A 13,789-nucleotide genomic window follows, 5' to 3' on the forward strand; every position below is an offset into this window, starting at 1 on the left:
TTTACTCCGCCGGCACGCCGATGCCGGACCGAAACAGGCTGCGCTCCACGGCGCGCTTCTCCGGGCGATGGCGCGTGAGCGCCAGGATGAAGCCGGCGGTGACGCAGATCGCCACCATGGACGAACCGCCATAGGAGATCAGCGGCAGGGTCATGCCCTTGGCCGGAAGCAGTTCGAGGTTCACGCCGATGTTGATCATCGACTGGATGCCGATCTGTAGCACGAGGCCGGCGACGGCAAAACGGTTGAAGTCGTTGCGCTCGCGGAAGGCGTGGTTGAGGCCGCGCAGCACCAGGAAGGCAAAGATCATCACGATCAGCATGCAGAAGACGATGCCGAACTCTTCGGCGGCCACCGAGAACACGAAGTCGGTGTGACTATCGGGAATGATGCGCTTGACGATGCCTTCGCCCGGACCACGACCGAACCAGTCGCCGCGGATGATCGCCTCGCGCGCCGTGTCCATCTGGAAGGTGTCGCCTTCCCCGGTCAGGAACTTGTCGATACGGCCGGCGACGTGCGGCAGCATGGTATAGGCGACGAAGAAGCCGCCGAAGGCAGCACCCGCAAGCACGATGATCCACAGCCACGGCATGCCGGCCATGAAGAACATGCCGCCCCAGACCGCGGTCGTCAGGATGGTCTGGCCAAGGTCGGGCTGGGCGACGAGCAGTGCGCCGACGATGCCGAAGAGCAGGATGGCAAAAAGGTTGCCGGGAATTTCCGGCTGGCGCGCATGTTCGGAAAACAGCCAGGCGCAGACGACGACGAAGGCCGGCTTCATGAATTCGGAGGGCTGGATGGAGATGCCGGCAATCGAGATCCAGCGCATGGAGCCCTTGACCTCCTGGCCAATGAACAGGACCAGCACCATCATCGAGAGCGACACGCCGAGCAGGATGATCGCCGCTCGGCGCACCTGACGGGGGGAGAGGAAGGAGATCGCGACCATCACCACCAGCGACGGCAAGAGGAAGACGGCGTGGCGCTTGACGAAGTGGAAGCTGTCGAGACCGATGCGCTCGGCGACCGCCGGGCTTGCCGCAAAGGACAGCATGAAGCCGACGCCCATCAACAGGATGAAGGTCGCCAGGAAGAACCTGTCGATCGTCCAGAACCAGTCGGCCACAGGGCCACGTTCGGCTCGGCTTACCATCTTGTCAGTCCCCTTTATCAGGCGCGCTTGCGCCAAACGTCCGAAACCCCGGCATCACCGCCACCTGCCGCGCGCTACGGGAGCGCGTCGGCGGGTGCGCGTCAGATCAGCATCGTCACGCCCTGCAATCCCTGAACGTGGGTCACGAAGGCATCACCGCGTATTTCAAAGTTCTTATACTGGTCGAAGCTTGCGCAAGCCGGGGATAACATCACCGCCGCAGCGCCCTTGCCGTCGCCTTCCGCATCCGCCGCCGCATGCGCCACGGCCTTTTCCAGCGTGCCTGAGATCTCGTAGGGCACCGCCTCGCCGAGCGTCGCGGCAAATGCAGGTGCCGCCTCGCCGATGAGATACGCCTTGACGATCTTCGGGAAGAACGGCGACAGCGAGGTGATGCCACCTTCCTTGGGCAGACCGCCGGCAATCCAGTAGATGCGTTCATAGCTCGACAAGGCCGGCGCTGCCGCATCCGCATTGGTCGCCTTGCTGTCATTGACGAACACGACCGCACCCTTACGGCCGACCGGCTGCATGCGATGCTTCAGCCCGGGGAAACTTGCCAGCCCCTGGCGGATCTCGTCTTCGCTGACGCCGACGGCAAGGCAGGCGGCAATTGCGGCTGCCGCATTCTGGGCATTGTGGCCGCCGCGCAGCGTCTGGATGCCATCCAGATCGACGAAAAGCCGCGACGTTCCACCGTGCGCCTGCAGGATGCGTGATCCATCGGCGTGGATTCCGTCTGCCAGGACATGCCGGCGCGAGATGCGCACCACCTTGGTGCCTGCCCGCTCGACGCGGTCGGCAATCAGCGCTGAGAAACTGTCATCGACGCCGACGATCGCCGTGCCGCTGCCCGCCACCAGCCGCTCCTTGATGTCGGCATAATGCTGCATGGTGCCGTGGCGGTCGAGATGATCGGGCGTGAGGTTGAGCAGGATGCCGGCTGTCGGGTTGAGCGTCGGCGCAAGATCGATCTGGTAGGACGAGCACTCGACCACGTGGAACCGGCCGGCCTTCGGAGGATCGAGTGTCAGCACGGCCGTGCCGATATTGCCGCCGAGCTGCGTGTCGCGGCCGCTTTCCTTCAGGATATGGGCGATCAGCGCCGTCGTCGTCGATTTGCCGTTGGTGCCGGTAATGGCGATGAACGGGCAGTCGGGCGCCTGCGCACGGCGCTCGCGCACGAAAAGCTCGACATCACCGATGATCTCGACGCCGGCTGCATGCGCGAGGTCGACGGTCCAGTGCGGCTTCGGATGGGTCAGCGGCACGCCGGGCGACAGCACGAAAGCGGCGTAAGCGCGCCAGTCGATGCCGTGCAGGTTCGCCGTCGGCACGCCTGCGTCGGTGGCCTTGGCGACGCTGTCGGGATTGTCGTCCCACGCCGTCACTTCCGCCCCGCCGGCCACGAGCGCCTGCGCGGTCGCGAGCCCCGAGCCGCCGAGCCCGAAGAGAGCGACCTTTTTGCCCTTGAGTGTGCTGACCGCGATCATCGTCCGATCACCGCAGCTTGAGGGTGGAGAGACCGATCATCGCCAGGATGACGGCGATGATCCAGAAGCGGATCACGACCTGGCTTTCCGTCCAGCCCTTCTTTTCGAAGTGGTGGTGGATCGGCGCCATCAGGAAGACGCGGCGGCCGGTGCGCTTGAACCAGAACACCTGGATGATCACCGACAGCGTTTCCATGACGAACAGGCCGCCGATGATGATCATGACGAACTCATGCTTGACGGCGACGGCGACGGTGCCGATCAGGCCGCCGAGCGCCAGCGAACCGGTATCGCCCATGAAGATGGCGGCGGGCGGCGCGTTGAACCAGAGGAAGCCGAGGCCGGCGCCGATGACGGCGCCGAGGATGACGGCAAGTTCGCCCGTGCCCGGCACGAAATGGATCTGCAGATAGTTGGCGAATACGGCGTTACCGGCGAGATAGGCGATCAGGCCGAAGGCGGCGGCCGCGATCATCACAGGCACGATCGCAAGCCCGTCGAGACCATCCGTCAGGTTCACCGCATTGCCGGCGCCGACGATGACGAAGCCGCCGAAAAGCACGAAGAAGTAACCGAGATTGATCACCAGGTCCTTGAAGAACGGGAACGTGACCGAGGAGCCGAAGGTCGAGCCGGCAGCGCCGCCCGAGAGCGAAGCCTGCATCATGAAGAACACAGCGATGGCAGCGATGAGGAACTCGAAACCGAGACGCGCCTTGCCGGAAAAGCCCTTGTCCGACTGCTTGGTGACCTTGAGATAATCGTCATAGAAGCCGATGGCGCCGAAGCCGAGCGTGACGAGAAGGGTCGACACCACATAGACGCTGGAAAGATCGGCCCACAGCAGCGACGACACCACGATGCCGGCAAGGATCATCAGGCCGCCCATCGTCGGCGTGCCGGCCTTCTTGAAATGCGTCTGCGGCCCGTCGGCGCGGATGGGTTGGCCCTTGCCCTGACGGATACGGAGCGAATCGATCATGCGCGGTCCGAACAGAAATACGATCAAGGCCGACGTGAAAAGCGCTGCACCGGTACGGAACGTGATGTAGCGAAAGAGATTGAAAAATTGAAAGTGGTCCGCCAGTTCCACGAGCCAGATGAGCATAAGGGACCTTTCCCCAAAGGTTTAAAATCGGACACCGTCCAACAGAATCATCTGAAAAACGATACGCGCTTGTATACAAAAGTGTTAGGTCGCGCTGCCTAACCCAAAGCTGTACCCACCGTCACCGGCATCTGCGGCGACCCTCACAACGCTGCGCGCGCCATGAGGCGCGCAACGGTCGCTATCGTCATGTCTTCGGTCGCATCATTGCCCGCCGACCGCCTGCGGCCGGGCCAATCATGCCGTCGGTTCGTTCTCCTCGGCCTCAGGCTCGGGATAGGCTTCGATCAGCGCGTGGACGATCTTGACGCAGCCCGTGCCTTTCGACGACTTGATCATCACCACGTCGCCAGCCACAACCGCGCCGAGTGCGTAGGCCTTCAGTTCTTCCACGCTCTCGCGGTAGACGACCGAGACTTCCGGCGGCAGCGCGTCGCGCAAGTGGGCCATCAACGGCCCTGCGAGCCACACATCGGTAATCCCGGCCTCGAACAGGGGCCTCGCGAGTGCCGCGTGAACCTCGACGGCATGGTCGCCCATCTCCAGCATGTCGCCGAGCACGGCGATGCGACGCCCGCCCGGTGCCGGTGTCGAATCCTTCAAGAGCGAAATCGCTGCCCGCATCGAGGTCGGGTTGGCGTTGTAGCTTTCGTCGATCAGCGTCAGCGTGCCGGGGCCGACCAGCAACTGGTGCCTGCGTCCCCTGCCGGTTTCGGCCTGCATGGTCGCAAGCGACGAGGCGGCGTAATCGACGTCAGCGCCGACGAGCTTGACGGCTGCGAGCACGGCCAGCGCGTTTTCGGCAATGTGACGGCCAGGTGCGCCGATGGTGATCTCCATCGTCCGGCCACCAAGCGCTGCCCAGAGCACCGATCCATCCGCAGCGCCGGCAAATTCCACAAGACGGAACTCCGCCTTCGGGTTGACGCCGAACGAATGAATGTAGCTGACACCGGCGGCACCCGCCGCCTTCTCGAGCAGCCTGTACTGGGCGCTATCGTGATTGATCACAGCGTGACCGCCGTTGACGACGCCCTCGAAGATCTCGGCCTTGGCCTCGGCGATCTGGTCGAGGCTTTCGAAGTTGCCGAGATGGGCGGCCGCGATGCTGGTGACGATGGCCACATGCGGGCGGACCATCTTCGTCAGCGGCCGGATCTCGTCCGGATGGTTCATGCCGATTTCGAAGATGCCGAAATCGGTGGCCTCCGGCATGCGCGCCAGTGTCAGCGGCACGCCCCAATGATTGTTGAAGGAGGCGACGGACGCATGCACGCGGCCTTGCGGCACCAGCACGTGGCGCAGCATCTCCTTGGTGGTGGTCTTACCGACCGAACCGGTGACGGCGATGATCTTGGCGGCGCTGCGATCGCGCGCCGCACATCCAAGCCGAATCATTGCCTCGAGCACGTCGTCGACGACGATCATCGGCGCGCTGAGGCGGCCGAGCGCCGGCAGCTTGCCTTCGCTGACGACGAGCAACGCCGCGCCGTTGGCAAGCGCGAGGCCGGCATAATCGTGGCCGTCGACCCGGTCACCCTTGATCGCGAAGAAGGCTTCGCCCTTGCCGACAGAGCGGCTGTCGATCGATATGCCGCTTACTCCTTCGGGCAGGTTTCCAACCGGTCGGCCGTGCATTGCGGCCAGAAGATCGCTGCTTGTCCAGAGCCAGTTCAAATCAAAGACCTCCCAGTGCCTTGCGGACTTCCGCATGATCCGAGAACGGCAGCGTGACGGAACCGACCGTCTGGCCCTCCTCGTGTCCCTTGCCGGCGACGATCAGCGTGTCGCCGCTTTGAAGCATGCCGACGGCGGCGCGGATCGCTTCGGCGCGGTCGCCGATTTCGGTCGCGCCCGGGGCGGCAGCCATGATTTCGGAGCGGATGACCTCAGGGACTTCCGAGCGCGGATTGTCATCGGTGACGATCACCACATCGGCAAGCCGCGTCGCGATCTCGCCCATGATCGGGCGCTTGCCCTTGTCGCGGTCGCCGCCGCAGCCGAAGACAACGATGACGCGACCCGTCGTGAATGGTCGCACGGAGGCGAGTACGTTTTCGAGCGCATCCGGCTTGTGGGCATAATCGACATAGGCAAGCGCGCCATCGCGCGTCTGGCCGACCAGTTCGAGGCGGCCGGAGGCGCCCTGCAGCTTTTCAAGCGCGGAGAACGCCGCCTTGGCGCTGATGCCGGTGGAGATCGCAAGGCCGGCGGCGACAAGCGCATTGGCCACCTGGAAATCGCCAGCCAGCGGAATGTGGATTTCGAAGATGTCGTCGCCGACATGGACTTCGGCAGACTGCTTGTGGCGGAAATGCTCGACCCGTTTCAGCGAGATGAAATCGCCCTTGCGGCCGACGGTGCGCACGTCGAGCTTGGCCTTGCGGGCAGCCGCGATCGCCTGCTCCGACCACTGGTCGTCGGCAAAGATCACCGCCGGCGCGCCCTTCGGCAACAGCGCATCGAACAGCCGCATCTTCGAGGCCATGTAGTGTTCGACGGTCGGATGATAATCCATGTGGTCGCGACCGAGATTGGTAAAGGCGGCGGCCGAAAGCTTGACGCCGTCGAGCCGGCTCTGGTCGAGGCCGTGGCTGGACGCTTCCATCGCCGCATGGGTGACGCCGGCGTCGGCGAGTTCGGCCAGAAGCTTGTGCAGGGAAACAGGATCTGGCGTGGTCAGCGAGCCATAATCGTTGCGGCCGGGCGCAACGACGCCCGTGGTGCCGATCATCGCGGCAGCAAGGCCGGAATGCGCCCAGATCTGCCGGGTGAAGGAGGCAACCGAGGTCTTGCCGGCCGTCCCCGTCACCGCCACCATCGTCTCGGGCTGGCGGCCGTAGAAGGCGGCGGCAGCGCGCGCGAGGAAGGCGCGCGGATTGGCGAGCGAGAGAACGGGCGCGGAGGCTCCATCCGGTTTCGCATTGCTTTCGGCAACCACGGCGACTGCGCCGCGCGAAAGCGCATCGGCGATATAGGTGTTGCCGTTTGCCTTGCTGCCGGAAACGGCGACGAAAAGATCCCCTGGCTGCACCTGCCGACTGTCGGCCGTGATGCCGGCAACCTCGATCGAAGAGGAAGCGCCATCCAGTTGCGCAGAAAGTTCAGGGAAGCTCGTTCCCGCCAGGTCTTTTATCTTCATGAACCGCACGTCTCACATCGCTCTCGATCCGCTGGAATCGCGAATCGTCCCGCATTCTCATTTCATGCCTAATAAGACACAAGCATGGCAGAACCATCTTCTCCGAACTTCGGTTCGACGCCGAGAAGCGGTGCGGAGCGGCTGATGATGTCGCGAACCATGGGTGCGGCATTCGAACCGGCGGTCCGTCCGCCGCCTTCGCCGGTCTTCGGCGCATCGATGAAGGTCAGCACGATGTACTTCGGATTGTCGATCGGAAAGGCTGCAAGAAAGGCGTTGAAGTTCTGGTCGCTGGCATAGCGACCGTTGACGACCTTGTCGGCCGTGCCGGTCTTGCCACCGACGTTGAAGCCCGGCACCTGCGCGCGCTTGCCCGAGCCGGCGATGCCGTTCCAGCGAAGCAGGAAGCGCATGTCGTCGCTGGTGCTCTTCTTGACGACCGTGGTTGCCAGTTCGTCCGCTTGCTCTTCCGAACGCGGCAGGAAGGTCGGCGGAATCAGCTTACCGCCGTTGACGAGTGCTGCACCGGCAACGGCCGTCTGCAACGGGGTCGTCGAAACGCCGTGGCCGAAGGAGATGGTGATCGAGTTGATCTTCTTCCATTCACGCGGCTGGCTCGGGGATTTGACCTCCGGCAGCTCGGTCGGCAGCTTCGACAGCAGGCCGATGCGGGTCAGGAATTCCTTGTGGCCGGGAATGCCGATGAGGTCGGCGATCTTGGCCGTGCCGATGTTCGACGAATACTGGAAGATTTCCGGCACGGTCAGCACGCGGCGCTTGCCGTGGAAGTCCTTGATGGTGAAGCCGCCGATGCGGATCGGCGCCGTGGCGTCGAAACTGTCGTTGAGCGTCACCTTGCCGGAATCGAGCCCCATGGCGATGGTGAAGGTCTTGAAGGTGGAGCCCATTTCGAACGTGCCGTTCGACATGCGGTTCATCCAGCCCTCTTCGGCGCCTTCGGCCGGCTTGTTCGGGTCGTAGTCGGGGACGGACGCCATCGCCAGCACTTCGCCGGTATGCACGTCGAGCACGACGGCGCCGGCGGCCAGCGCCTGGTAGTTCTTCATGCCGGAATCGATGACGTCGCGGACGATGTTCTGCACGCGGACGTCGATCGACAGCTTGACCGGCTCGAGCTTGGCATCGCTGGTCATGCCGATGGCGGCGAGATCGGCGAGCCCCTGCCCGTCGATGTAGCGCTCCATGCCGGCAACGCCGCGGTTGTCGATGTTGACGTGACCGAGGATGTGGGCGGCCGTCGGGCCACCCGGATAGAAGCGACGCTTCTCCGGCCGGAAGCCGACACCGGGAATGCCGAGCGCCAGGATCTCGCTCTGCTGCTTGGGCGTCAGCTGGCGGCGCAGCCACTGGAAGCGCGATTTCGACTTCAGCTTGTTGTAGATTTCGCGGGCGTTGATGTCAGGCAGAACCGTTGCCAGCCGCTCAACCGCCTCGTCCGCATCGACGATCTTGTGCGGCTCGGCATAGAGCGAAACCGTGCGGATGTCGGTGGCGAGGATCTCGCCGTTTCGATCGAGAATATCGGGGCGTGAGGCCATCAGGTTGTCGGCACGGCCGATGCTCGACACCGTCTCCGGCTGCGCCATGCCATATTGCACCAGCCGGCCACCGATGACCGCATAGACGATGCCGAAGCTGGCGATGATGATCGCCACACGGTTCTTCGCCTGATTGGTGGTCTTCTTGCGCGTGCCCTGGAAAGTGACGTTGAGCTTGGCCTCGGCCGGCAGGTTGTTGCCGCCGGCGGAGAAATGCGCCTTGCTCTTCAGAACCATGATGCGGGAGAGAAACGACATCAGCGCGCCACCGAACCTGTTTCGATATTATCGGTCGTCTGCTCCGCTGCCTTGGCGGCGGCGAGCTTCTTTTCTTCTTCCGTCGGCGGCACATCCGCCTTCAGCATCGGCAGTTCCTGGGGACGAACGAGCTGGGTAGAGGGCGTCGGCGCCAGCTGCAGGTCGGCACCGAAGGCGCCAACCAGCCGCTCCAGCCGGTTCGGCTGCGTCAGCAGCGCCCAGTCAGCACGCAGAAGATCGATCGTGTCTTCTTCCAGCTTGATGGCAGCATCGAGCTTGCGCACCTGCTCAAGCTTGTTTTCGGCCTGGTGCTTGATCGTGTAGGTGACCGTGGCGGCTGCCGTCATGACGACGATAAGGACTATGTCGAGTGTTCGCAGCATATCTCTCTCAGCCCCCCAACCGTGCAAGGCTCGCCAGTTCCGGCAGATTGAAAATGGATAGATCGTTTCCCGGCGATGGCGCTTCCGTGCGGATACCGGCTCTGAGCTTGGCAGACCGGGCGCGCGGATTGAGGGACGCTTCTTCCTCGCTGGCTGCCACCATAGGCTTTCCAACTGGTGTGAAGGTTGCCGGCCGCGCGGTTACCAGCGGCAGATGCCGCGAACCGGCGGCCTTGCCCGAGCGATCCTGGAAGAAGGCCTTGACGATCCGGTCTTCAAGGGAATGGAAGGTGACGACCACGAGCCGACCGCCCGGCTTCAGCGCCCGCTCGGCAGCAAAGAGCACCTGGGCGAGTTCGCCGAGCTCGTCGTTGACGAAGATGCGCAGCGCCTGGAAAACGCGCGTTGCCGGATGGATCTTGTCCTTGGCCTTGCGCGGCGTGACGATTTCGATCAGCCCGGCGAGATCGCGGGTGGTTTCAAACGGCGTTTCGGCGCGGCGCTTCTCGATGGCGCGGGCAATGCGGCCCGACTGCTTTTCCTCACCGAGAAAACCGAAGATGCGAATGAGATCGGAAACCTTGGCCCGGTTGACAACGTCGGCAGCGGAGACACCGGCGGCCGACATGCGCATATCGAGCGGACCCTTCCTCTGGAAGGAGAAGCCGCGCTCTGCCTCGTCGATCTGCATCGACGACACGCCGATGTCGAGCACAACGCCGTCAAGGCTGCCAGTCGGCGCATGCTCGGCAAGCTCCGAAAAGCGCGAATGAATGAGCTTGAGCCTGCCGCCGGAGGCCGCGACCATCGACTGGCCCGCGGCGATCGCCGTCGGGTCGCGATCGAGCGCGATCACATCGGCACCGGCATTAAGGATGGCGGACGCATAACCGCCGGCACCGAACGTGCCGTCGAGAATGACCTTGCCGGGAGCCGGCTCGAGTGCCGCGAGAACCTCGTTCAGGAGGACGGGAATGTGACGGACCGGTCCGCCATCGGCTTCAGAAGCTCCTCCGCCTTGTTCCGTCACCATTCCGCCTCTCCATTCTATTCCGGACGCAGCCCCCGTGACTTGCGCCCTTCCCGGGCTGCCGCTTGCGCCTTTTGAAAGGCCTGCGGCTCCCAGAGCTGAAAATAATCGCCCCGCCCGACGAACATCACGTCGGTCGAGATACCGGTGAAGTCGCGGATGAAATCCGTCACCATCAACCGGCCTTCCGGATCGAGCTTGACGAAGACCCCGCCCCCATGAACGAGCAGCGACATCTCGTTGGCAGCCGGAGAAAATGGATCCTCGACCGCCATCTGCCTCTCGAACCGGTCCAGAAGCTCCGGCCCGCCGACACTGATCGCCGGAAAGACGAAGTCCTGAAAACAGTATAGCTCCCGGACGCCCCCATCCGACAGAACGGAACGAAACGCCGAAGGCACGGACACCCGCCCCTTTGCATCGATCCGATTGGTGGCATTTGACAAGAAGCGGTTCATGACTCGAAACGGCCGCCCAAGACTGACGGGCCATCATCATCGACCCGCGAGAACATTCGACCACGCTCACAAAACGCCCCCGCCGGACACCAACATGCCCGCCCATCTCCCGATGCCGGGAGACCCTGGAATCTTGCGATGATGGGCCACGAAGCGGCCCTTGCGCAGTACCATTATGGGATATCATGGGACCATATGGGCGTCAATGGGATTGGCTCTTGAACAGCCGGGTAGCTGATCAAATATTGATAGGTTGTTAAGTTTAACGAAGCGTTACGAAGCGACCCCCGCTGCCCTGGAATGCGACGGTCAAACGGCTTCAAATCGTTGAGAAATCAGAATGTGAGAAAGAATGCAGCAAAGCGGGGGAGCAGGATTTCCCTGCGCGATTTCTGATCGCTTCATCCGGTTCGGCATCGAAACGATACCCGCCTGAACATGGTTGCGCCTGCGCGTCTCGAAGCGCGCGGCACCGCTGAGAAAAGGAAAAATCGCCAGTTGGCCTGTAAGCCGGGTTCTGTATGGCCCCGCTGCCCGAAGACAACGGAACGTGGCAGCCATTCATCTGGGACTACGTTTGCACGCAGCCTCTTGCAACCCACCCGGATGACTGGCCCGGAAACAGGCTGGACGCTTGCGCGTCCGCGTCATCCCTATTCGGTCTTGCTCCCGGTGGGGTTTGCCGTGCCGTCCATGTCGCCATGTCCGCGGTGGGCTCTTACCCCACCCTTTCACCCTTACTCCGCAAGCGGAGCGGTTTGCTTTCTGTGGCACTTTCCCTGAGGTCGCCCTCGCCGGACGTTATCCGGCACCGTACTTCCGTGGAGCCCGGACTTTCCTCCCCCCGCGGCCTTTCGGCACTTGCGGAGCGCGGCTGCCCGGCCAACTGGCAGGCGGTCCTTAAACGACCGGGAAGCCGAGCGCCAGAGAAAAACGGCAGGCCCGGCGTTTCAACGCTCGCCCACCCGCGCTTTCACGTTCAGCGGAACGCCACGGCGAAATCCGTCTCATAGGCCGGGTCGTCGATCCGGCCCTCGGCCACCAGCACGGCGCCGAGCCGGCCGATCTCGTCGGAGCTTTTCGCTGCCTGGCCGTTGCCGCCGGTCACCACAGCGATGCGGTCGCTGCCGGCAAAGCCGATATAGGGAAAACCATGGCGGGTGAACGACGTCACGCAGGGTCTGAAATGCGTCGAAGCCGGCTTGAAGGCGGGCATCACCTCGGCGAGCAGCCCGCCCATGTGCGCAGCCGCCGCGGCGCCAGCGCTGCCGCGGAACCAGGCGCGCACCGCGGGCTCGCTGTCGAGCACGCGATCGGTCGGGTCGCCGCCGATCTTGATATAGTGCTTGCCGTCGGCGTAAGCGACCGGCGGCAGCAGATAGTAGCTCTTGGCCTGCTCCGGTGCCGCGCCGATCAGCGATGGCATGCGGTCATAGGTCGAAAGATCGCCGGCTGCGACCTCCGCAAAAAATACGGTGCGCGCCTTGACGACAAGGTCGATCGGCCGGGGAAGAAGCGTGTTTGAAAGAGAGAACCCGCCCGCAGCAACGATCACCCGCCCAGCATCGAGCGTGACGCCATCGACGGTTGTGACCACGACGCGGTCGCCGGCCTCGGATACCGAGGCCACTTCGCTGCGCACGATCCGTACGCCGGCCTTTCCCGCGCAGATCGTTTGCGCCAGCACCAGCGCGCGCGGATTGATGTAGCCGGCCCCTTGCGCCTCGTGAATGCCGGCAAAACCTTCGGGAAAACGGAACCAGGGAAAGCGGTCGGAAAGTACGCCCTGCTCGAGAAGCGGCGCCTCGACGCCAAGCGCGTCGCGCGCCTTGGCCACCTTCTCGATATAGTCGTAGCTGCCGCCCGGCGCCGGCCCGGCGATCAGGCAGCCGACTTCGGCATAGAAGTCGACGCCACTTTGAGCGGCGATCTCGTCGTAACGGTCGATGGAACGCTTGGCGAGCCGCGCCCAGACCGGATCGTCGTCGATCGTGCGTGTGATGCGGGCATTGTCGTAGTGGCTGGAAAAGACGCCGCCGTGATTGGCCCAGTCGCCGGGCTCGTCCGGCCCGACCAGGGCCACCCGAGCGCCCGAGAGCGCCAGGTGCCGCGCTGCCGCCGCCCCCATCATGCCTTTGCCGACAACGATGAAATCAAAGCTTTCCGACATGTCCGTCCTCACCATTTCGATCAGGTCTGGATAGCATGCCGGCGCAGATATGGCACTGCGGTTGCATTACGTTTTGAAGGTCGCCGGAACGCGAGACCTGTCCGGCTGGAGCACCCGCCACCGCTTGAAGACAGCCGGCGGTTGATGCTCGGTATTCGACGGAAACAATGCCCCTGAACCGGGGCCCTTCCTCGTGCCGGCGTCGGCCGATGCGAGGAGGTCATGCTGCACGCTTCAACCGATGAAGCCGCACGATCAGGCGCGCCCTACGATCGGCATCGATCAGTCGATGATGCTCTGAACCTTGCCGCAGTAACGCTTGGAAACCGGGTTCATGCGCTTGGCACCATGGCCGGCATTGTACTTCAGGACCGTGCCGCAGGTGGTTCCGCCGGAAAGCTCATGCGCCATGGCGAGATACTTCATGCCGAACTTGATGTTCGTTTCCGGATCGTAGAGACCGTTGGAGGAGCCGGAGTAGCCCATCATGCGTGCCGTTGCGGGCTTGATCTGCATCAGGCCGATTTCACCGGCGCTGCCGCGAGCCTTCGGGTTGAAGTTGCTTTCGACCTTGACGATCGCATGGGCCAGATCGATCGGAACGCCGTACTGCTTGGCATAGGACTGGATCAGGATGGTGTACTGCGTGCCCTGTGCGAGCTGTGGGTTCGGGTAGCCTGTCGTCCGTGTAACTGACTTGAGGGATGAGGTCTTGATGGTCTTGTCGACGTTCCCCGCATACGACGTACCAATCCCGGCGAAGAACATGCCAAGGCATGCCGCCACCGCAGCAACAGACGATATTCTCATGTAGCTTGAAGTCTCCGGTCTGGGGAATGGACAGCACGGCGCACCCCGCCGTTCGAGCCTCACTTCCCGATCGTTTCATTGACAGGAAGGAGCGTGTTGCCCTTGCGTTTCCTGCAGTTTCAATGAGCGGCAAATGAATGCCGCATCATGGTAAACATGTGGCAACGCAGCAAATTTGTGCGGAAATGACCGGAAAAGCTAATTTAGAACGCAAAAATTTTG

At 63.2% G+C, this 13,789-nt stretch carries 11 protein-coding genes and 1 other RNA gene; all 12 read right to left on the minus strand.

Annotation, left to right across the window (positions count from 1 at the left end; genetic code table 11):
• Position 1: 1 nt before the first annotated feature.
• Positions 2 to 1,156 (minus strand): putative lipid II flippase FtsW, encoded by a 1,155-nt coding sequence (ftsW, locus tag AC07UR_RS12540; RefSeq protein WP_112810274.1) that lies wholly within the window; start codon positions 1,154 to 1,156, stop codon positions 2 to 4.
• Positions 1,157 to 1,257: 101 nt separating this feature from the next.
• Positions 1,258 to 2,649: a UDP-N-acetylmuramoyl-L-alanine--D-glutamate ligase gene (murD, locus tag AC07UR_RS12545; protein WP_209790708.1), complete on the minus strand. Its 1,392-nt coding sequence runs from the start codon at positions 2,647 to 2,649 to the stop codon at positions 1,258 to 1,260.
• Positions 2,650 to 2,656: 7 nt separating this feature from the next.
• The gene (gene mraY, locus AC07UR_RS12550; protein ID WP_209790707.1) at positions 2,657 to 3,757 is read right to left on the minus strand and encodes a phospho-N-acetylmuramoyl-pentapeptide-transferase; all 1,101 of its coding nucleotides are present in this window, start codon (positions 3,755 to 3,757) and stop codon (positions 2,657 to 2,659) included.
• Between the two features lie 237 nt (positions 3,758 to 3,994).
• Positions 3,995 to 5,434 carry a UDP-N-acetylmuramoylalanyl-D-glutamyl-2,6-diaminopimelate--D-alanyl-D-alanine ligase gene (locus tag AC07UR_RS12555; protein ID WP_209790706.1) on the minus strand — a complete coding sequence of 480 codons (1,440 nt, stop codon included), beginning with the start codon at positions 5,432 to 5,434 and terminating at the stop codon, positions 3,995 to 3,997.
• Position 5,435: 1 nt separating this feature from the next.
• Positions 5,436 to 6,899, minus strand: a complete 1,464-nt coding sequence (locus AC07UR_RS12560) for a UDP-N-acetylmuramoyl-L-alanyl-D-glutamate--2,6-diaminopimelate ligase (RefSeq protein WP_209790705.1) — start codon at positions 6,897 to 6,899, stop codon at positions 5,436 to 5,438.
• Positions 6,900 to 6,967: 68 nt separating this feature from the next.
• A complete protein-coding gene (locus AC07UR_RS12565; protein ID WP_173420612.1) occupies positions 6,968 to 8,716 on the minus strand; it encodes a peptidoglycan D,D-transpeptidase FtsI family protein in 1,749 nt (582 codons plus the stop codon).
• Positions 8,716 to 9,099: a cell division protein FtsL gene (gene ftsL, locus AC07UR_RS12570; protein ID WP_173420613.1), complete on the minus strand. Its 384-nt coding sequence runs from the start codon at positions 9,097 to 9,099 to the stop codon at positions 8,716 to 8,718. Before ftsL ends, AC07UR_RS12565 begins: the two co-directional genes overlap by 1 nt.
• A 7-nt stretch (positions 9,100 to 9,106) precedes the next feature.
• Positions 9,107 to 10,132, minus strand: a complete 1,026-nt coding sequence (gene rsmH / locus AC07UR_RS12575) for a 16S rRNA (cytosine(1402)-N(4))-methyltransferase RsmH (RefSeq protein WP_209790704.1) — start codon at positions 10,130 to 10,132, stop codon at positions 9,107 to 9,109.
• 14 nt (positions 10,133 to 10,146) lie between these two features.
• Complete coding sequence (mraZ, locus tag AC07UR_RS12580) at positions 10,147 to 10,587, minus strand: division/cell wall cluster transcriptional repressor MraZ (protein ID WP_112810281.1); 441 nt, start codon at positions 10,585 to 10,587, stop codon at positions 10,147 to 10,149.
• 490 nt (positions 10,588 to 11,077) lie between these two features.
• Positions 11,078 to 11,477, minus strand: an RNA gene (gene rnpB, locus AC07UR_RS12585) — RNase P RNA component class A.
• An 89-nt stretch (positions 11,478 to 11,566) separates the two neighbouring features.
• Positions 11,567 to 12,757, minus strand: coding sequence for an NAD(P)/FAD-dependent oxidoreductase (locus AC07UR_RS12590; RefSeq protein WP_209790703.1), 1,191 nt, complete (start codon positions 12,755 to 12,757; stop codon positions 11,567 to 11,569).
• A gap of 282 nt (positions 12,758 to 13,039) precedes the next feature.
• Positions 13,040 to 13,567, minus strand: coding sequence for a lytic transglycosylase domain-containing protein (locus AC07UR_RS12595; RefSeq protein ID WP_173420616.1), 528 nt, complete (start codon positions 13,565 to 13,567; stop codon positions 13,040 to 13,042).
• Positions 13,568 to 13,789 lie beyond the last annotated feature (222 nt).

The sequence above is a fragment of the Ensifer sp. GW821-FHT05G01 genome (genome assembly GCF_059419585.1).